General features: G+C 59.5%; 17 protein-coding genes. 5 read left to right on the top strand and 12 right to left on the bottom strand.

Going from position 1 to position 18916, the window contains the following annotated elements:
• Positions 1-59: 59 nt before the first annotated feature.
• From ABDX87_RS13375 to ABDX87_RS13360, 4 genes are all read left to right on the top strand, one after another.
• Complete coding sequence (locus ABDX87_RS13375; RefSeq protein WP_025257796.1) at positions 60-224, top strand: DUF1328 domain-containing protein; 165 nt, start codon at positions 60-62, stop codon at positions 222-224.
• A 2-nt stretch (positions 225-226) separates the two neighbouring features.
• Entirely contained in the window at positions 227-694 is a 468-nt protein-coding gene (locus ABDX87_RS13370) for an inhibitor of vertebrate lysozyme family protein (RefSeq protein WP_346833252.1), read from the top strand.
• 723 nt (positions 695-1417) lie between these two features.
• Positions 1418-2749 (top strand): glutamate/aspartate:proton symporter GltP, encoded by a 1332-nt coding sequence (gltP, locus tag ABDX87_RS13365; RefSeq protein ID WP_346833251.1) that lies wholly within the window; start codon positions 1418-1420, stop codon positions 2747-2749.
• Positions 2750-3177: 428 nt separating this feature from the next.
• Positions 3178-4416 (top strand): nucleoside recognition domain-containing protein, encoded by a 1239-nt coding sequence (locus ABDX87_RS13360; RefSeq protein WP_346833250.1) that lies wholly within the window; start codon positions 3178-3180, stop codon positions 4414-4416.
• Here ABDX87_RS13360 and ABDX87_RS13355 read toward each other — a convergent pair.
• The 9 genes from ABDX87_RS13355 to ABDX87_RS13315 all read right to left on the bottom strand — a co-directional run bounded on the left by ABDX87_RS13355 (position 4389) and on the right by ABDX87_RS13315 (position 14972).
• On the bottom strand, positions 4389-5027 hold the full coding sequence (locus ABDX87_RS13355) for an ABC-type transport auxiliary lipoprotein family protein (protein WP_346833249.1): 639 nt from the start codon (positions 5025-5027) through the stop codon (positions 4389-4391). The genes ABDX87_RS13360 and ABDX87_RS13355 overlap by 28 nt on opposite strands.
• Positions 5024-5962: an MlaD family protein gene (locus tag ABDX87_RS13350; protein WP_074757587.1), complete on the bottom strand. Its 939-nt coding sequence runs from the start codon at positions 5960-5962 to the stop codon at positions 5024-5026. Before ABDX87_RS13350 ends, ABDX87_RS13355 begins: the two co-directional genes overlap by 4 nt.
• Positions 5962-6753 (bottom strand): ABC transporter ATP-binding protein, encoded by a 792-nt coding sequence (locus ABDX87_RS13345; RefSeq protein ID WP_425262253.1) that lies wholly within the window; start codon positions 6751-6753, stop codon positions 5962-5964. Before ABDX87_RS13345 ends, ABDX87_RS13350 begins: the two co-directional genes overlap by 1 nt.
• Before the next feature lie 11 nt (positions 6754-6764).
• A complete protein-coding gene (locus tag ABDX87_RS13340; protein ID WP_346833248.1) occupies positions 6765-7934 on the bottom strand; it encodes an ABC transporter permease in 1170 nt (389 codons plus the stop codon).
• 10 nt (positions 7935-7944) lie between these two features.
• Entirely contained in the window at positions 7945-9120 is a 1176-nt protein-coding gene (locus ABDX87_RS13335; protein WP_431061235.1) for a DUF5924 family protein, read from the bottom strand.
• Between the two features lie 255 nt (positions 9121-9375).
• Positions 9376-10758: a M16 family metallopeptidase gene (locus ABDX87_RS13330; protein ID WP_346833247.1), complete on the bottom strand. Its 1383-nt coding sequence runs from the start codon at positions 10756-10758 to the stop codon at positions 9376-9378.
• Between the two features lie 67 nt (positions 10759-10825).
• The gene (locus ABDX87_RS13325; RefSeq protein WP_346833246.1) at positions 10826-12469 is read right to left on the bottom strand and encodes a Na/Pi cotransporter family protein; all 1644 of its coding nucleotides are present in this window, start codon (positions 12467-12469) and stop codon (positions 10826-10828) included.
• A 360-nt stretch (positions 12470-12829) separates the two neighbouring features.
• The gene (locus ABDX87_RS13320; RefSeq protein ID WP_346833245.1) at positions 12830-13597 is read right to left on the bottom strand and encodes a TerC family protein; all 768 of its coding nucleotides are present in this window, start codon (positions 13595-13597) and stop codon (positions 12830-12832) included.
• A 67-nt stretch (positions 13598-13664) separates the two neighbouring features.
• The gene (locus tag ABDX87_RS13315) at positions 13665-14972 is read right to left on the bottom strand and encodes a CitMHS family transporter (protein ID WP_346833244.1); all 1308 of its coding nucleotides are present in this window, start codon (positions 14970-14972) and stop codon (positions 13665-13667) included.
• A 328-nt stretch (positions 14973-15300) separates the two neighbouring features.
• On the opposite strand from ABDX87_RS13315, the gene ABDX87_RS13310 reads away from it, so the two are divergent.
• Positions 15301-15702, top strand: a complete 402-nt coding sequence (locus tag ABDX87_RS13310) for a GFA family protein (RefSeq protein WP_346833243.1) — start codon at positions 15301-15303, stop codon at positions 15700-15702.
• Between the two features lie 504 nt (positions 15703-16206).
• Here ABDX87_RS13310 and ABDX87_RS13305 read toward each other — a convergent pair.
• Genes ABDX87_RS13305 through ABDX87_RS13295 form a run of 3 tightly spaced genes read right to left on the bottom strand, consistent with a single transcriptional unit; the run spans position 16207 to position 18826 of the window.
• Positions 16207-18168, bottom strand: a complete 1962-nt coding sequence (locus ABDX87_RS13305; RefSeq protein ID WP_346833242.1) for a DUF4105 domain-containing protein — start codon at positions 18166-18168, stop codon at positions 16207-16209.
• On the bottom strand, positions 18165-18485 hold the full coding sequence (locus ABDX87_RS13300) for a DUF2388 domain-containing protein (RefSeq protein WP_074757605.1): 321 nt from the start codon (positions 18483-18485) through the stop codon (positions 18165-18167). The genes ABDX87_RS13305 and ABDX87_RS13300 overlap by 4 nt, the downstream gene beginning before the upstream one ends.
• Positions 18486-18520: 35 nt before the next feature.
• Positions 18521-18826 carry a DUF2388 domain-containing protein gene (locus ABDX87_RS13295; protein ID WP_346833241.1) on the bottom strand — a complete coding sequence of 102 codons (306 nt, stop codon included), beginning with the start codon at positions 18824-18826 and terminating at the stop codon, positions 18521-18523.
• Positions 18827-18916: the final 90 nt, after the last annotated feature.

Raw genomic sequence — 18916 nt, 5'->3', positions numbered from 1 at the left:
GAGGGTCCAATCCGACACCTCGTCGCAGTTAAAAATTAAAAACGGTAAGGAGAATCACCATGTTGAGCTGGGCTATTACATTTCTGATCATCGCCATTGTTGCAGCAGTACTGGGCTTCGGTGGTATCGCAGGCACCGCCACGGGTATCGCCAAGATTCTCTTCATTGTGTTCCTGGTGATGTTTGTCGTGTCGTTCTTCTTCGGCCGTCGCGGTCGGGGTTAACCATGGGTCGCGCGCATTTCCATGCGTTGACGCTGGCGCTTTCGACGAGCGCCAGCGCCATGGCGATGGCGGCTAACGACGGTCAGGCGAGGGTTAGCGAACTGCTCAGTTCGGACCCGGAATATCGTCAGACGTGGTCGGGTGTTGTGAAGAAAGAGGAGCGTTTGCCCGATTGGGTGATCAATCTGTCCGGTACCTCCGAGCAGATGAACGCGGTGACCGAAGATGGCGACAAATACCTGGTAGGGCCTCTCTGCGAAACCCAGGACACGTGCCTCAACAAACGGCTCATCGTGGCGTTCAGTCTCGACAAGTCGCATGCCTATGCGATGTTGGTGGAAGTGCCAGCCGGACTGCCGGCAGACAAATCCCCGACTCGGCATGCTGACTACCGCTTTCTCGGCAAACCCGATGAAGGCATGCAGGGATTGCTGAAAGAGCAGTTGAAGAAAGATCCAAACTGGTACTGATTCAAATGAAGGAAGACTGAATTTCGCTTGGGTCTTCCCGAAAGCCGCTCGACCCCGAGGAGGGATCGGGCGTGACCAAGGGGCCGGGACGTTCTGACCAAGGGAATGGTTGAAGCGACCCAGGTGTACAGGGAGTACTCCCGTTCGTGGGCCGGGTCAGGAAAGCCGCAACGCAAGTCCATCGTCAGATCAGCCCTCTCGCTGCGATCCGATCATGGACTTGCGACGCGCAAACGATGGGTCCGGTGTGATTACCAGCGTTTTCTGCGTTTTTCCCTCTTTTTGCCCTTCCTACATGGCCGCTTCATCATTTCCTACGACCGTATATCGAGAAAAAATCCCGAAATATGCCGCTTCGGCCGCGTGTGACCGATTTGTCACTTGCCTCGCCATTTTTGTCCCCCGCCTCGCTACAGGCGACGTTTTAGCCACTTCCAAGCATGAAATCGTCTTTTGGAAATGCCTCGATTTGAGCCGTTTTTAGGTAAGTCTTTGATTTTCCTCATGCCGATTCGGCATGAGGTAGGCATTTCCGGCATTAGACGATAAGGCCTTCCATGGGAATAGTTGCGCCCTTTTTCGCCTGCTAAGAGCTCGGACGCTCGCTTGCGGTGACCTTCTGGACAGCTCTAAGGGCATCCGCGCCTCGATGCTGCTCTAAAAGAGCGACCTCGGAAGCGTCGGTTGAGAAATGTCCACGCCAACTACAACAAGGGTAATGACATGAAGAAGGCAAAACTCAGCCTCGCCTGGCAGATCCTCATCGGCCTGGTACTGGGTGTCGCATTGGGCGCCTTGCTCAATCACTTCAGTGCTGAAAAGGCCTGGTGGATCAGTAATATCCTCCAGCCAGCGGGTGACATCTTTATCCGCCTGATCAAGATGATCGTCATCCCTATCGTGATCTCGTCGCTGGTTGTCGGCATCGCAGGTGTGGGGGACGCGAAAAAGCTCGGTCGCATCGGTCTGAAGACGATTCTGTACTTCGAAATCGTTACCACGGTTGCCATCGTCGTTGGCCTTTTGCTCGCCAACGTGTTCCACCCGGGCACCGGCATCGACATGAGCACGCTGGGTACCGTGGACATCTCGCAATACGAGAAGACCACCGCCGAGGTTCAGCACGATCACGCCTTCATCGCCACGATCCTCAACCTCATCCCGTCGAACATCTTCGCGGCCGTCGCACGTGGCGACATGCTGCCGATCATCTTCTTCTCGGTGTTCTTCGGCCTGGGGCTTTCCAGCCTGAACGCCGAAGTGCGTGAGCCGCTGGTCAAGGTATTTCAGGGCGTATCGGAAACCATGTTCAAGGTCACCCACATGATCATGAACTACGCGCCGATCGGTGTATTCGCGCTGATTGCCGTGACCGTTGCCAACTTCGGTTTCGCCTCGCTGCTACCGCTGGCCAAGCTGGTGATTCTGGTTTACGTGGCCATCGCGTTCTTCGCCTTCGTGGTGTTGGGTCTGATTGCCCGTCTGTTCGGCTTCTCCGTCCTCAAGCTGATGCGCATCTTCAAGGATGAGCTGGTGCTGGCCTACTCCACCGCGAGCTCCGAAACCGTGCTGCCGCGCGTGATCGAGAAAATGGAAGCCTACGGTGCGCCGAAAGCCATCAGCAGCTTCGTGGTGCCGACTGGCTACTCGTTCAACCTCGACGGTTCGACGCTTTACCAAAGCATCGCTGCGCTGTTCATCGCGCAACTGTATGGCATCGACATGCCGATCAGCCAACAGTTGATGCTGGTACTGACCCTGATGGTCACGTCTAAAGGTATCGCCGGCGTGCCGGGTGTTTCCTTCGTGGTGCTGCTGGCGACGCTGGGCAGCGTGGGTATTCCGCTGGAAGGACTGGCCTTCATCGCGGGCGTCGACCGGATCATGGACATGGCACGTACCGCGCTGAACGTGATCGGTAATGCCTTGGCTGTCCTGGTCATCGCGCGTTGGGAAGGTATGTACGACGACGCCAAGGGCGAACGCTACTGGAACTCCTTGCCGCACTGGCGCAGCAAGGAATCCCTGCCGGCGGGTCAGTCGACGGTCGATTGATTGCTGAGTAGCGGCAAACACACAAACCCCGGCCCTGGCTGGGGTTTGTTGTTTTAGGCGTACTGAACTGTAGGAGCGCGCTTGCCGGCGAGAGGCCGGCCCATCCAATGCATCTTCGTCGGCAGAAAAATTGATTCGCGGGCAAGCGCGCTCCTACATGTTCGGGTCTGAACCTGATGGCTGGGCAGCGCCGCATAACTTTGTAGGAGCGTGGCTTGTCCCGCGATCGGCGACGTAGTCGTCGTAAAGACGGCGAATGCGGATTACCTGACAAGATGGACTGGTCTGATTTCACGACTGCTGAGCAGCCGATCGCGGGACAAGCCACGCTCCTACAGTTTGTGTGTCGTGTCTGGTAACTGTGGGATAGGGTTTGTTGTTTTCGGTCCCGCCGCTATCATCCCCGCATCTTGCGAGGGGATTTACTGATGCTCAACGGCCTGTGGCTTGGCTTTTTCGTGGTTGCGGCGATTTCCGCACTGGCTCAATGGCTGGCAGGCGGTAACTCAGGGATTTTTGCCGCCATGGTCGAAAGCATCTTTGCCATGGCCAAACTGTCGGTGGAAGTCATGGTGGTGCTGTTCGGCACGCTGACCCTGTGGCTTGGCTTTCTCAACATCGCGCAGAAAGCCGGAATCGTCGACTGGCTGGCAAAAGTATTAGGGCCGTTGTTCCGGCGTCTGATGCCGGAGGTACCCCCCGGCCACCCTGCCCTTGGCCTGATCACGCTGAACTTCGCTGCGAACGCGCTGGGTCTGGACAACGCCGCAACGCCCATCGGCCTCAAGGCCATGCGTGCTTTGCAGGAACTCAATCCCAGCCAGACTGTGGCCAGCAACGCGCAGATCCTGTTTCTGGTGCTCAACGCTTCTTCGCTGACGCTGCTGCCGGTCACCATCTTCGTTTACCGCGCGCAACAGGGCGCAGTCGATCCGACACTGGTCTTCCTGCCGATCCTGCTCGCCACCAGCGCCTCGACCCTTGTCGGCTTGCTGTCCGTTGCAGTCATGCAGCGTCTGCGCCTGTGGGACCCGGTGGTGCTGGCGTATCTGGTGCCTGGCGCATTGCTGCTGGGCGGCTTCATGGCCGTGCTGGCCGGATTGTCCGCAACGGCGCTGGCCAGCCTGTCCTCGGTGCTCGGTAACCTGACGCTGTTCGGCATCATCATGCTGTTTCTGGTGGTCGGGGCGCTGCGCAAGGTCAAGGTTTACGAAACGTTCGTCGAGGGCGCGAAAGAAGGCTTTGATGTCGCCAAGAATTTGCTGCCGTATCTGGTCGCCATGCTCTGCGCCGTGGGCGTGCTGCGCGCGTCCGGGGCGCTGGACTTCGCGCTGGAGGGGATTCGCCACGTGATTCAGTGGATGGGCCTGGACACCCGCTTTGTCGATGCCCTGCCCACCGCACTGGTCAAACCGTTCTCCGGCAGCGCCGCGCGAGCGATGCTGATCGAAACGATGAAGACCCAAGGCGTGGACAGCTTCCCGGCGTTGGTCGCAGCGACGATCCAGGGCAGCACCGAAACCACCTTCTATGTCCTAGCGGTGTATTTCGGTGCCGTCGGTATTCAGCGTGCGCGCCACGCCGTCGGGTGCGCGCTGCTGGCGGAACTGGCAGGCGTGATCGCCGCGATCTGCGTCTGCTACTGGTTCTTCGGCTCGACGGTGTAATGCTTCTGGCCCTGCTCCAGGGTCCATTGCAGCACTTGGGCGGACAGCGTATCGCTGGCCTGCCCGAAGGCTGCCACCACTGCCGGAACCTGTTTGTCGCCAACGGGCTGATGCACCTCGAAGCGCCGACTGGCGACGATGCGTTGATGATCATCGGCCAGCCGCGCGTCCAGGCGAATCACCACGTCGATGGCCTGACCGCGGTATTCGCTCTGAAACGCCTGAAGCTCCCCGCCCAACTCGAAATCCGCCTGCAGGTTGCTGTCGTCAGTGCTGATCGACTGTACCCGCCCGTCACGGTAGAACGCATCGGTCAGTCGATTGCGCAGCAACACGGGTGCCGGATCGCTCCAGCGGGCGCCTTTGTAGCTGCTGATCACATCACCCTGTGGGATGACGGCGATGCGCGGACTGTCGAGGGTTTCGCTGGATTTCGGTTTGACCACCCGCAACGACCAAGGCGCTGGCGTCACCGTCTTGCTGTTGGTCGCTGCGGTCGGCAGCCGATAAACATCCGAAGGCTCTTGCTTGGGCAATATCGAACAGGCGCTGAGCGTCAGCAGTGCGCTTGCCAGCAACAGTCCGGTGATTGAGTGACTGGCAAACCTCATGGCTGGAACTCCTTGTTCTTGTCGCTACCAAGCAGGTAGCCGCTTGGGTTGGCATTCAAACTGCGTGAAATGGTCTTGAGCGAGGTCAGGGTTTCGCGAAGCTCGCGAATCGCCGGGCCCAGCTCACTCAACCCCTGTAGCCCGCCGTCGACGGAATCCTTGTTGGCTTTGATCAACTGGTTGATGGTGTCGGTGCTCTGTTGCAACGACACCATGGCCGCCTGACCGGTCGCGATGGCCTGCTTGCCGTCAACCGTGAACAACAGATTGGCGTTGCGCATCGCGGTGGAGGTCTGATCCAGCGTGGCGCTGGCCTGCTTGCTCAGCACCAGCAGTTGCTTGAGGGTCTGGCGGATATCGTCGCGCTGGTCGGCAATCACCGCCGTCGTCTGCTCCAGATGCTCCATGGTGTTGCTCAGCGCCTGAACGTTCTTCGACGACAAGAGTTCGTTGGCGTTATGAAGAAACACGTTGATGCCGGTGATCAGGTCGTTGCTGTCGTTCAGCAGCCGTGAGATCGGTGACGGCGACGCGATGATCACAGGCAGGTTGCCGTCGTCGCCTTTGAGCTCTTCGCTTTGTGGCGTGCCGCCGCTGAGCTGGATGATCGAGGTCCCGGTGATGCCGTTCAGGGCGAGCTTGGCGAAGGTGTCACGCTTGATCGGGGTTTCCCCGGCCACACGAATCTGCGCCAGCACGCGGCGCGGGTCTTGAGGGTCAAGACGCAGTTGAACCACGTCACCGACCTTGATCCCGCTGTACTGCACAGGGCTGCCGCGAGACAGGCCGGTCACGGCTTCGTTGAATACCACCTGATAATCCTTGAATGCCGTGTCGACGCTGGACTTGGCGAGCCACAGCCCGAACAGCAGCGCGGCGGCGACCACGATCACCGTGAACAGGCCGATCAAGATGTGATGGGCGCGGGTTTCCATCATGAGACCTCGTGTGGGTGGGTGGCCGCTGCATAGGCCGAGCGGCCGCGCGGGCCATGAAAGTATTCGTGAATCCAGGCGTCCTTGTAAGCCGACACCTTGTCGATGCTATCGGCAACCAGCACGCGTTTCTGAGACAGCACGGCCACCCTGTCGGTGATGGTGTACAGCGTGTCCAGGTCGTGGGTGACCATGAACACGCTCAGGCCCAAGGCGTCGCGCAGGGTCAAAATCAACTGATCGAAGGCCCCCGCGCCAATCGGGTCGAGCCCGGCCGTGGGTTCGTCGAGAAACAGAATGTCCGGATCCAGTGCCAACGCCCTTGCCAGCGCCGCCCGTTTGATCATGCCGCCCGACAGCGAAGCCGGGTATTTGTGAGCGGCCGACAGTGGCAGCCCGGCCAAGGCCATCTTGATGCCGGCCAGATGCTCGGCCTCGTCTCGGCTCAGCCCCGCGTGTTCGATCAGGGGCAAGGCGACGTTCTCGGTGATCGTCAGCGATGAGAACAACGCGCCCTTCTGAAACAGCACGCCGAAACGTCGTTCGACCTGGGAGCGATCTTTGACGGACAAATTCAGAAGATCCTGACCCAACACCCGGACATTGCCCTCAGCAGGACGCTGCAATCCGACGATGCTGCGCAGCAATACCGACTTGCCACTGCCCGAGCCGCCCACGACCCCGAGGATTTCCCCGCGATAGAGGTCCAGGTCCAGATGTTCGTGAACCACCTGCGGCCCGAAGCGATTGCACAGGCCACGCACCTCAATGACGGTTTCGCTGGGTTGCACGCAACGTCGGGTCACCAGCCAAGCTCCATGAAAAACATCGCCGCCAGTGCATCCAGCACAATGACCACGAAAATTGACTGCACCACGCTCGACGTCGTGTGAGCGCCCACCGATTCAGCACTGCCCTCGACCTTGAAACCTTCGAGGCAGCCAATCGCGGCGATGAAAAAGGCAAAGATCGGCGCTTTGACGATCCCGACCAGAAAGTGCTGCACGCCGATGTCTGCTTGCATCAGCGACAGAAACATCGCCGGCGAAATCCCCAAGGACAGCGCGCACACCACGCCGCCACCGACGATGCCGCAGATCATTGCCAGAAACGTCAGCATCGGCAGTGAGATGAGCAACGCCAGCACGCGAGGCAATACCAGCAGCTCTGTAGGACTGAGGCCCAAGGTCTGCAAGGCATCCAGTTCCTCGTTGGCTTTCATCGAACCGATCTGTGCGGTGAACGCACTGGCCGTGCGGCCCGCCAGGAGAATCGCCGTCAGCAACACCGCGAATTCCCGCAGAAACGAGAAGCCGATCAGGTCGACCGTAAAGATGGTGGCGCCAAAGGCCTTGAGGACCGTCGCACCCAAAAAGGCCACCACGGCGCCGACCATGAACGTTAACAACGCCACGATGGGCGCCGCGTCCAGGCCGATCTGTTCGATGTGGGCGATCACCGAGGTGGTGCGCCAGCGTTTCGGTTGGAACAGGATGGTGACGAACGTCTGCAGGATCAGGCCGACGAAACCGAGCAGTTGCAGGGTGTCGTTCCAGACGACTTCGACAGCAGACCCGATTCGCGCCAGTAATTGAGTGCCGACGGGGACTTCAGGGTCCTTTACCGGCTGGCAGTAATCGCATAACGCGCTTTGAATGGTCTGCATCAACGCACGACTCGACTCGGGCAGGTTCGGCGCCTGAACGGCCAGCAAGCGCAGGCGTTGAACGCCCAGAAGCTCCACCAGCAACGAGGCGCCTGCCGTATCGAGGGCACCCAACCCGCTCATGTCCACCTGCGTGGCAGGGCCGAAACCGTCGTTTAAAGCATCGGTCTGGCGCTTGAGTGCGTGATAGTGGGCAAGCGTCCAGTCTCCGGCGATCCACAGCTGAGCAGGGTCGGTCGAAGTGTCCAGTTTGACGCTGCCGCACACCGTCGGTGCGCGGTTGACGAGGGAAATCGATGGGGTCATAGCGACGAGCTTAGTTGGTTTTGGCCGGGGTGGACGGGCTCGCCGCAGGCTCAGTTTCATCAGGCTTGTCAGTGTCCGAGTCGGACGAGCCCAATGTGTCTGCGCCGGGCTTCACACCCGCTGGCTTGATCTTCTTGCGCGTGACAGCAGGCTGATCCGAATCGGTGACTTCAAAGCGCAAAACACCGATCATCTGGCCATCCTCTGTGAGCACCCTCACCTGCCATTTGCCCAGCACATCGGGTGGAAAATTCTGTTTGTGCGTCCATGCGCGATAGCCTTCCTTACGTCCGCCGTGGATGTCTAGAGCAATTCGATCGACTTCTTCGCCGTTGTGGCGCCAAACGTGATAAATCCGCTCGTCCAGACCGCGCGGAGCGTTGATCGACGTGTACGCATACAGCCCTGCGCTGCGCAGTTGACTGACGCCGATCTCCTGAATGCTTTCGCCCGGTGTGCGGTTCTGATTGTCGAACTGGGTGCTGACGGCCACCTCGGTCAGCCACAGCGTGGCAGGCGGCACCCATGAGCGCAGCATCCAGCCAGCACCGCCGATGGCCAAGGTCATGAGCACCAGCCCTGCGCCGCGCTTCCAGCTGTTGAGCGGGAAGCTGGAAGCCAGGCTTGGGAACGACAGCAGCATGGCGATGATCAACGACAGCTTGTAACTCTCGGCGGTGGTAAGGTGCAGGATGATGGGCAGCGCGGTCAGCAAGGCGGCGAACAGGGTCAGCGTGTGCAACGCCATGAACAACCAGCGACGCGGTGCCAGCCATTTGTAATACAGCGGGTCGATGATCGAGATCAGCCCGGCCGCCGCGAGGACACCGGTGAACACCAGCTGGCCGCTGTTCCATGTGGTGGTCACGAAGAAAAAAGGCAGGACGAAGAACAGACTCTCCTGATGGATCATCTGTGTGGCGTATCGGAGCAATGGCTGCGGGATTTCGCGCTTCAACAGTTTGGTCAGCAACGCGACGGCACTGTTTTCCACCATCAGCCACACCCAGCTCACCAGCATGATCACGGCAATCCAGGTCGCGAGCTTGGCTTGCCGGTCCACCAGAATGAAGCTGCCGATGCCGGAGCAAAAGCCGAAGAACGCAATCAGCCCCGGGTAGCGCTTGATGAACTCCAGTACGCGCTGTACCAGGGAGTTCTGCATGAGGGCGTTGAGGTCCGGCATTTCGGTGTTCACTTTGGCTGTAGGAAAAATCGTTGGCAGGATACCAATGATCGCAGTTCACACGCTTACACAAACTGCTTCTGCCAAAGGCATAGGAGCGCGCTTGCCCGCGATCTGGCGCGTAGCGGCAGTCATTACTGCTAACCCGGTGTGTCAGACGAATCCAGACGTCTGGTTCTGCTGCCGCTGCGCGTCAGATCGCGGGCAAGCGCGCTCCTACAGATAAATGGAGGGCTTGGACTCAGGGCAGTCCTGTTACAGCGGACGTCTTTTGTGAACACGCCAGCGCCAGAAAATGATCAGTGCCAGTAACGCAACCACCGCCAGACCGATCTCATACAGCTCGTCATAGCTGACCAGCGGCTCTTCAATCCTCAGATAACCGGGCTGTGCCAACAGCTGGCGCATGGCCCGATTCGCCAGGTCCAGGCTCACAGCTCGCGTGCGCTTGGCCGGGTCTTCGAAGCGTCCGTCTTCATAGTCGTTCAGGGAGCCCCAGTAATAATCGGCCAGCGCGCTGTTGCCTTGAACCGCCCAGGCCTGTTTCGCGATCGAAGCCTGTTGCAGCCGGGCGAAGGTCGCGGGGTCCATGCCTTCCTTGCGCAGCCGTTCCAGCATCGAACGGACCGAAGCGACCGCCGCGTCCACATCGTCACGTGCAAGATCGGCATTCAGGCTGAGAAACCCGGTGTCGCCGAAGGCTTCGCGGTCGGCCCACGGGCCGTAGGAGTAGCCCTTGTCCAGACGCAACTCGCTGTAGAGCGACCAGTCCAGATAGGCCTTCACCAAATCCCACGTTTCATCGTGTTGCTCGCCCATGTCCGGCTCTGGAAACAACAGGTGCAGCTTGGCGCCATCGCCCAACGCGCCGCGAACCAGCGTGCGCTCGGGCTCGGCTTTGGCGTTGATGGCTGGCAGCTGAGGGTGTTCGGTCGGGTCCACGGCATTGAGCTGACCGAACGTGCGCTCCAGATAAGCAGGCAACAGCTTGTCCAGTTCGCCCACGATGATCAGCGTCATGTTGTTGGACGCGTACCAGTTGTCGTGGATGGTTTCGATCTGATCCAGCGTCAGGTGTTCGACTTCCGGCCGTTCCGGGCATTTGAGTCCAAGCTCCACCGCCAATTGATTGCTGGCGCTGTGACCGAGGTCGCGCTTGTCCAGCCAGCGTTGCAGGTGGGAGTAGTGACCGCCGTCTTCACGCTCGACGATGCGCTTGGCGGTGTCGAGGTTCGCCTGGTTGATCTGCGTGTGGGTCAGCACGTTGAGCAGCAGGTCCAGCACCTTGCGCTGATTCTGCGCCGGCGCTTCGATCACGAACGTGGTGTCGGTGTTACTGGTGAACGCGTTCCACTCCCCGCCCAACGCCTGCATCTGCTGCTCCAGGCCGCCCTCACCGGAATTGTCGATGCCACTGAACAGCAAATGCTCCAGCAAATGAGGGAGCTCTTTGTCCTTGCAGGGAAAGTCATCGAAGCCGATGCCGACCACCAGCCGAATCGACACGTGGCCTTTTTCGGCGGGTTTGAGCAGCAACTGCAAACCGTTGGGCAGCACATAGCCCTCGACCTGAAAGCGGTCGAGGGCCATGGACGGGAGGGATGTCAGGAACAAACAAACGAACAGCAGGCAACGCATAAAAACGGGCTTCCTTGCGGGCCGGTATGTGTAACAGACTTCAGTCCGGGCCCGGCGTTCACCTCGATTATTCTGGTTGGCTTTCGCTGGACAAGGCTCCGGTGTCAGTGGTTTCAAGAACGGCATAGGCGCTGCTGCAGAACAATGAATTCAATCGTTTCATGTCGGCGATCAGCTCGAGGTGCAACGAGCTGGTCTCGATACTCTGCACGATTTTACGTTGCAGTCTGCTGACATGGGCATGGGCCAGACGCCGCTCCTGTGCCCGGAAGCGACGTTTTTCGCGCAACAGTTGGCGCGCGCTTTCCGGGTCGCCGCTGAGAAATACCGACAGGCCCAAGCGCAGATTGGCCATCAATTGCTCGTGCAGTCCGGAAAGTTCTTCCAGTCCGACGTCGGAAAACGAACGGCGCTGGGAAGTCTTTTGCTGTTGAACCTTACGCAGCATACGCTCGATCAGTCCGCTGGCCAGTTCCAGATTGATCGACAATTCGATGATTTCGGCCCAACGGCGGTTGTCCTGATCGCTGAGGTCTTCCCTGGGCATTTGCGCCAGATACAGCTTGATCGCGTTGTACAACACCTCGACGTCATCATTTAGACGCCGCACCTCTTGGGTCACCGCCGTCTGATTGCCCCGCAGCACTTCCTGCATGGCATTGAGCATGCTGTCGATCAGATCGCCCATGCGCAGGGTTTCACGTACCGCGTTGGCCAACGCCAGGCTCGGGGTTGCCAATGCAGTGAGGTCCAGATGACGGGGCTTGGCCGCACCATTGACCTCAGCCTGTTGCGGCAGGATCGACGCGCACAGCCGGCCCATCGGTCCGACGGTCGGCAGCATGATCAGGCAGCGCAGTGAGTTGTAGATCACGTGGAAGCTGATCACCAGGCTCGACGGGCTGACGTCCAGGGTTTCCATCCAGTGCACCAGGGGCGTCAAAACCGGAATGATCAGCAGCAGGCCGATCAGCTTGTACAGCAAGCTTCCGAGCGCCACTTGCCGACCGGCGACGTTCTGCATGCTGGTGCTGAGAAACGCCAGCAGACCGCTGCCGATGTTGGCGCCGATCACCAGACCGATGGCGACCGGCAAGCTGATGATCTCTGCACCCGCCAGTGTTGCGGTCAGCAGGACAGCGGCCAGGCTTGAGTAGGAAATCAGCGCGAACATCGCGCCGACCAGGGCGTCGAGCAGGATGTCACCGGTCAGCGACGCGAACAGCACCTTCACACCCGCCGCTTGAGTGATCGGTGCGGCGGCGGTGACGATCAATTGCAGCGCCAGAATGATCAACCCTAAGCCGATACCGACGCGGCCGAGCTGCCCGACACGGGTCTGTTTGCGCGACAGAAAGAAAATCACCCCGAGGAAGATCAGCAGCGGCGATAGCCACGACAGGTCGAAGGTGAGGATTCGCGACATCACGGCGGTACCGACGTCGGCACCCAGCATGATCGCCAGCGCGGGCGTCAGGCCCATCAGGCTCTGGCCGACAAACGAGGTCACCAGCATGGCGGTGGCGTTACTGCTCTGCACCAGTGCGGTCACGAGGATCCCGGCCACGAAGGCCAGCGGTCGTTTGGACATGTTCTGACTGAGCACACGGCGCAGCTGCGAGCCATAGACGCGCAGGATGCCGGTTCGAACGATGTGCGTGCCCCAGATCAACAGCGCGACGGCAGAAAGCAAATCGAGCAGGGTCAGCATACGGAAAGCCCCCTGTTAATAGCCCGGCGGGCAAAAATAGCCAGCGCCCAGTTGGGCAAGGAGTGAAAGTACAGCGTGTAGCGAGCGAAAGCGCTTGGGTATCATCGTGATTGGCATGCTCAACTAAAGCTTTAGTCGGCCTGAGGCCTTATTGCCAGCATGGCACAGCCGATTATTTCTTGAAACAAATCTGTCATAAATCAGGTGTTTGCTTTGCGTGAGCCAGTGCATGAGCGTGGCTTGTCCCGCGATCGGCGAGGAACTCGTCGTCACATCGGCTGCGCCCACAGGCTTGCGCCGGGCTCAATAAAAACGGGGCAATCAATGCCCCGTCCTGTGACCGCTACACCGCATTGCGTGTTATTGACCCGGAACGTCTTTGCGAAGTTTCACAGGGTCTTGCATTGCCCTCTTCTTGGCCATCGCGGTGCGCATCTTGATGTTGATCGCCTCGACCGCCAGCGAGAACGCCATGGCGAAGTAGACGTAGCCTTTTGGCACATGCACATCGAAGGATTCGGCGATCAGCACCGTACCGACGACGATCAGGAACGACAGCGCCAGCATTTTCAGTGACGGGTGCTTGTCGATGAAATCGCTGATGACACCCGAGCACAACATCATGATCAGGACCGCGACGATGATCGCAGCAACCATGACAGGCACGTGAGACACCATGCCGACCGCAGTGATGACCGAGTCCAGCGAAAACACGATGTCGATGATCGCGATCTGGATGATGGTGTACAGAAACAGGCCACCTTTGCCCTTAGGCTCCTCGACCTCTTCATCCTCGCCTTCCATGCCGTGGTAGATCTCTTGCGAGCTCTTCCACAACAGAAACAGGCCACCGAAGAACAGAATCAGGTCGCGCCCGGAAATGCCCTGGCCAAGTACGACGAACAGATCGTCGGTCAGGCGCATGACCCAGGTGATCGACAGCAGCAGGAGGATGCGCGTGACCATCGCCAGCGCCAGACCGAAAATCCGCGTGCGTGGCTGCATCGCTTTGGGCATCCGGCTGACCAGGATCGAGATCATGATGATGTTGTCGATGCCCAGAACGATTTCCAGGGCAGTCAGGGTAAAGAAAGCAACCCAGATCTCAGGGTTGGTCAGCCATTCCATTACATTTTCCTTTGAGCTTGTTTAATCCTCGCTGCCGGTTGTCCGCCAGCGAGGAGGTTCAGTTGCCTTATAGACTGCTGAACGCCGGGAAGATCCCCATCAGCAGTGCGGCTATCAGGATGCATACGCAGACCAGCACCGCCCATTTGAGGGTAAAGCGCTGATGATCGCCAAATTCAATGCCAGCCAGCGCGACCAACAAATAGGTCGACGGCACCAGCGGGCTCAACAGATGGACGGGCTGACCGACGATCGAGGCACGTGCCATTTCCACCGGACTGATGCCGTAGTGCGATGCGGCCTCGGACAGCACCGGCAGCACGCCATAGTAGAACGCATCGTTGGACATGAAAAAGGTGAACGGCATGCTGACCACGGCGGTAATGACCGCAAGGTACGGCCCCATCGCGTCCGGAATCACTGCCAGCAGGCTTTTCGACATCGCATCGACCATACCGGTGCCGGACAGGATACCGGTGAAAATGCCGGCCGCGAAGATCAGACCGACCACTGCCAGTACGCTACCGGCATGCGCGGCGACGCGATCTTTCTGCGCTTGCAGGCACGGGTAGTTGACGATCATGGCAATACTGAACGCGATCATGAACAGCACCGGCAGAGGAAGCAGGCCCATGATCAACGCAACCATCAGCGCCAGGGTCAGCGCGCCATTGAACCAGATCAGCTTGGGACGACGGGCGTCGGGGAACTGCGAAACACTGATTTCGCTGTGATCGACTTCGTCACCCGGCAGGTGCAACTCACCCAGGCGTGCACGCTCACGTTTACCGTAGAAATACGCGATGACGAGGATCGCGACCACGCCTGCGAGCATGGCTGGAATCATCGGCACGAAGATGTCAGAGGGGTCGACATGCAACGCACTGGCTGCACGGGCAGTCGGTCCGCCCCATGGCGTCATGTTCATCACACCGCCCGCCAGAATGATCAGGCCAGCCATGATGCGCGGGCTCATGCCCAAACGGCTGTACAACGGCAGCATGGCGGCCACGCAGATCATGTAAGTGGTGGCGCCGTCGCCGTCCAGCGACACGACAAGTGCCAGAACGGCGGTACCCACCGACACCTTTACCGGGTCACCTTTGACCAGCTTGAGGATCTTGCGCACGGCCGGGTCGAACAGGCCGGAGTCGATCATCAGGGCGAAGTAGAGGATAGCGAACATCAGCATCACGCCGGTCGGCGCAAGCTTGGTGATGCCGGCGAGCATCATGGGGCCGATGTCGGCGGCGAAACCGCCGAACAAGGCAAATACGATCGGCACGATGATCAGGGCAATCAGCGCAGAAAGGCGCTTGCTCATGATCAGGTACATGAAAGCGACAACCATGGCAAAGCCGAGGAAGGTCAACATAGAAATACTCCAGGCGTTACGCGACGTGAAAACGGACGAGACGAAGCAATCAGCTCAAGACGAGCAGCGCAGGGAGTCGGGGGGTGTACGAGGGGTACAGCGGAGCACGAGCAAGCATCAAAATCACCGAATTGTTGTTGTAGATGGGCCGGAGAACTCAAAAAGCGTTCGTCCTGGCTGGCTGGCCGGTCTGTCGCCAGCGGTGAGGTGATGCTAAAGCGCTTACCTTTCAGCCAGCTTTCGCTGCCGTTCCGCTGATCGTTGCCGCACAAATGAAGCATTTTCGCCTGAAGACAGTCAGACCCTGAACACGAACGGGAGAATGACCATGAGCGAAATCCATACCGGTGGGTGCCATTGCGGCAACCTGCGCTATCAACTCGATGCGCCCTTGCATGACATCGCTCATTGTCATTGCTCGATTTGTCGGCGTACCTCGGGCGGCATTGCGGTGACCTGGATCACCGTGCCTCTGGAATCATTCAAATGGCTGGCCGGAAGCCCTGCTGCGTATGATTCCGGCCCGACCTGCGTAAGGTTCTTCTGTAATAACTGTGGGGCACAGACCGCCCTGTTCAGCCGCAACAGCCCGGAGACCATGGACGTGACCATCGCCACCCTCGACCACCCCGAGCTCGCGCCGGCCGTTCGTCATATCTGGACCGACAATCGATTGCCGTGGCTGCACCTGGATGAGGATCTGCCGGGTGAGCCAGGCGAGACGGTCTAGCCACACCGGGATCCGCTTCTGCCCGGAGGGCGTAGCAATCGGAGGTTACGACGGTTACGAACGCGGTGTTTCACGCAATACGTCAATGCCTGAGAGACCGCATTCGCTGCCGTCGTAACCTCCGACGTCTCCCACACTGGACCGCGTTGCCGAGCGTGTGACTTATGCCTACCACAGCGAGGTGTTTGGCCAGAGGTTTGAGCGAGGAAACGATCAAACACCCTCGGCATCGCCGTGAGAATGCATTTCCCCTGTAGGAGCAATCGGAGGTTACGACGGTCGCGAACGCGGAGTGTCAGGCAGCATCAATGCTTCTGCCCCAGCCTCATCGCGAGCAAGCTCACTCCTACAAATGCGCGCTGGCCCCAGGTCTGAAGTACGACGCGGACCCTGTAGGAGCAATCGGAGGTTACGACGGTCGCGATCGCGGAGTGTTAGGCAGCATCAAGGCGTCTGACCCAGCCTCATCGTGAGCAAGCTCACTCCTGCAGCTCGCTTTGCGTATCAAGGCAACTCCAACCCACCCGCCGCTTTATGCAGCGCCCGCAAATGCTCGCCCACTTGCTTGAGGTTTTCGTCGGTGGCAGCGATCTCGGCGGCTCGGTCAGGCTCCAGCAGCGCCCTCACCTCTTTGTCCAGATCGCCGGTCAGGCGCTGCAGCTGTTTCTGGCGCTGGCTGCTTTCTTCCTCAAGACGCGTCCATTCACCCTTCTGCGGCAGGCCATACCCGCCACTCCCCAACAATTCCGCAGGGCGGCTGAGGAAGCCGCTGTTGGCCAGGATGTCTTGCAAGGTGCCGGTGGCCTTCGAAACACCGTTGTCCTTCTTCTCGACCGCGCTGAGGTAGCGTTGCTTGACCTCATCCTGAGCCAGCAGCAACTGACGGCGTTGAGCGGCCTGTTCCAGAAGCAGCATGGCAGCACTGGTGCGCAAGTCGGCCTGGGCGAAATACGGGCGTCGATCCTTCGCAGGCAGCGACAGCCAGTCCTCGACGGTGGATTCTTTCACGTCAGTGGATTTGCGCAGCACATCGAACATGGCTTGATAGCGGTCGCGATAGGAATCGAAGCGATAGCCCAGCCGCAGTGCTTTTTTGGGATCGTCCAGCACGCTGGTGTCTGCCAGGCCCCTGCCCTTGAGCACTTCAAGCAAGCCGTTGGGCATGATGCTGTCCAGGCCCACAAGCCGAGGGTCGTCAGTACCACTGCGCAACAGTTTCAGGTTTTCCACAGCGCAGTTGTTGGACAGAAACCAATAGTTGCCGTCATACGCCCAGTGCATCTCGGCGGCATGCTGGACCAGCCCGTCGATTTCCTCGCGGGACAGCTTCAGCGGCACGGACGCCAGACTGCGCAATTCGGTCTTGGTGTACTCATCGATCACCTGGCCCAACGGCAGCACGAACAGGCGAGATGGGTAAGCGCCCGTCAGGCCGCTCCAACTGGACAGTTGCAGGTCGTTCACGAATGCTCGATAGGACAGCACCAGATGCTGATCCAGATCCAGACGGCAATCCGGCCCGCGCGGGCGCCCGGGCTTGCAGATCACCAGGCGCAGCATGCTGTGGCCCCAACGACTCACCAGGTTCTGGTTGGCCTCGGCCAGCAGGTAATCAACCTCGTACACGCGCTCGGGGTCGAGCTTGCCCAAAGGCTCACGGGCGAAGTCGTTACCTGCGTTTAAATAAGGGTAGTAAGTCGGGCAGTCATCTTTGGCGGCGGGCGCCCAGTTGAACAACTGCTTGTAGTAGTCATAGAGCGCGGGACGCCGACAGGCATAGGCCGGGTCAAGGAGGAAGTACTCCATGTTCACGGCAACGAACTCAAGCGGGCTGCTGATTTCGTAGATATCAGGGCTGCGGGCAACCTGACCGTTACGCTCCTCACGCTCCCCTCGCCGTCCCACGTATTGAGGCCAGCCGGCAAGGTCCAGCAGGCGTGGATCGTCGCTCAAGGTGAAACGCCGGTCGGTCTGGCCTCGGCAATTGTCACGCAGACCGATTTTGCCAGTGCTGTTGCCCTGACGCGCACACGCGATGATCAGCTTGCGCTCTTCAGGCGACCAAAGCTGGGCGTGATCATAAATATGGGTGAGCTCATGCAGCACCGTGGCGAGCATTTCTTCGCGCACAGTGCCGTGCGGGCGATTGGTTCGGGTGGTGGCTGCACTGCCGTCGGTCAAACCCGCCAGCAGGCGTTGATTGAGGTCCAGACGGTATGGCCCGTCTGCGCGTCCGTAGGCGTTGGACGGCATGTCATCGGTCCAGCGGACTTCGACTTTACGATCAAGCTTGCTGACGAACATCGGCGGCAAATGCGCCATCGCCTCGTCGAGCAGCGTCTGGCTGGCTTGCTGTTGTGCAGGACTCAACCCGTCGGTGTACAGCGACAGGCTCAAGTCGGCGAAGGCGCTCGAGCAGATCAGCGAGAGCGCCGACGCCAGCAGCCAGACGGCTACGCGCCTCACAGTGCGAGGATGGCTTCAGCGAGATCCTGGTCACTGGCGTTACGCGCTTCCGGCAAGCGCTCACGCAAGGTGGCGAACGCGGCGTCCAGTTTGGCGCCGTGAATGTCGCCGTTGGTGGCAACGTAGCTGGCGGCGTCGTCCTGAGCTTCCACGACCATTTTCCAGTTACGGACCGAAGACGTGGTGTCAGAGGTGAAGTCCACGCTACGGCCCAGCGCACGGACAACGATGTTACTGGTGGCTTTCAAGGTTTGCGCGTGCGCGACATCGGTCAGCAACAACAGGCCGAGGGCAGCGGCAATCAACGGGGTACGCATGGAACGGCTCCAGAATACAGAAGGTGCAAAGGTGATTATTGGACGAGGATTGCCTGCGCCAGTTCAAGGTCGCTGGCATGAAGTTTTGGCTGGGATTGACGCAGATACATCAGCGCTGCTTCCAGCTGTGCTCCTCGCAGTTGGCCATCACTGGCTATGAACGCTGCAGCATCATCCTGGGCGGCAAGTATCAGTTTGTTATCGAAAGGCCCGGTCGTCACCTGGCTGGTGGCGTACCCGCTTTTGATCAGGCTTTGTGTGGTTGTGTCGAACGCTTGAGCCTGGGTAACGCAGATCAGGCTGGCAGTCGCTGCAATCAACAGGCGAGACAATGAACGCATGAGTCTTCGGTATTGGCAAAACGAGTCGCAAGGCTAGCGCAATGCCCCGGCCAGAGCCAGTGAAGGTGTCGGGGCGTGCGGCGTACGAGC

It is taken from the genome of Pseudomonas abietaniphila (genome assembly GCF_039697315.1).
Classification (GTDB): Bacteria; Pseudomonadota; Gammaproteobacteria; order Pseudomonadales; family Pseudomonadaceae; genus Aquipseudomonas; species Aquipseudomonas abietaniphila_B.
The sequence above is the reverse complement of the archived record's forward strand: the minus strand, read 5'-3'. Positions and strand labels throughout refer to the sequence as shown.

What these genes read in the sequence shown, in the direction of transcription:
- ABDX87_RS13375 (WP_025257796.1), top strand. Translation starts at nt 60, where the DNA reads ATGTTGAGCTGGGCTATTACATTTCTGATCATCGCCATTGTTGCAGCA.
- ABDX87_RS13370 (WP_346833252.1), top strand. Translation starts at nt 227, where the DNA reads ATGGGTCGCGCGCATTTCCATGCGTTGACGCTGGCGCTTTCGACGAGC.
- gltP (WP_346833251.1), top strand. Translation starts at nt 1,418, where the DNA reads ATGAAGAAGGCAAAACTCAGCCTCGCCTGGCAGATCCTCATCGGCCTG.
- ABDX87_RS13360 (WP_346833250.1), top strand. Translation starts at nt 3,178, where the DNA reads ATGCTCAACGGCCTGTGGCTTGGCTTTTTCGTGGTTGCGGCGATTTCC.
- ABDX87_RS13355 (WP_346833249.1), bottom strand. Translation starts at nt 5,027, where the DNA reads ATGAGGTTTGCCAGTCACTCAATCACCGGACTGTTGCTGGCAAGCGCA.
- ABDX87_RS13350 (WP_074757587.1), bottom strand. Translation starts at nt 5,962, where the DNA reads ATGGAAACCCGCGCCCATCACATCTTGATCGGCCTGTTCACGGTGATC.
- ABDX87_RS13340 (WP_346833248.1), bottom strand. Translation starts at nt 7,934, where the DNA reads ATGACCCCATCGATTTCCCTCGTCAACCGCGCACCGACGGTGTGCGGC.
- ABDX87_RS13335 (WP_431061235.1), bottom strand. Translation starts at nt 9,120, where the DNA reads ATGCCGGACCTCAACGCCCTCATGCAGAACTCCCTGGTACAGCGCGTA.
- ABDX87_RS13330 (WP_346833247.1), bottom strand. Translation starts at nt 10,758, where the DNA reads ATGCGTTGCCTGCTGTTCGTTTGTTTGTTCCTGACATCCCTCCCGTCC.
- ABDX87_RS13325 (WP_346833246.1), bottom strand. Translation starts at nt 12,469, where the DNA reads ATGCTGACCCTGCTCGATTTGCTTTCTGCCGTCGCGCTGTTGATCTGG.
- ABDX87_RS13320 (WP_346833245.1), bottom strand. Translation starts at nt 13,597, where the DNA reads ATGGAATGGCTGACCAACCCTGAGATCTGGGTTGCTTTCTTTACCCTG.
- ABDX87_RS13315 (WP_346833244.1), bottom strand. Translation starts at nt 14,972, where the DNA reads ATGTTGACCTTCCTCGGCTTTGCCATGGTTGTCGCTTTCATGTACCTG.
- ABDX87_RS13310 (WP_346833243.1), top strand. Translation starts at nt 15,301, where the DNA reads ATGAGCGAAATCCATACCGGTGGGTGCCATTGCGGCAACCTGCGCTAT.
- ABDX87_RS13300 (WP_074757605.1), bottom strand. Translation starts at nt 18,485, where the DNA reads ATGCGTACCCCGTTGATTGCCGCTGCCCTCGGCCTGTTGTTGCTGACC.
- ABDX87_RS13295 (WP_346833241.1), bottom strand. Translation starts at nt 18,826, where the DNA reads ATGCGTTCATTGTCTCGCCTGTTGATTGCAGCGACTGCCAGCCTGATC.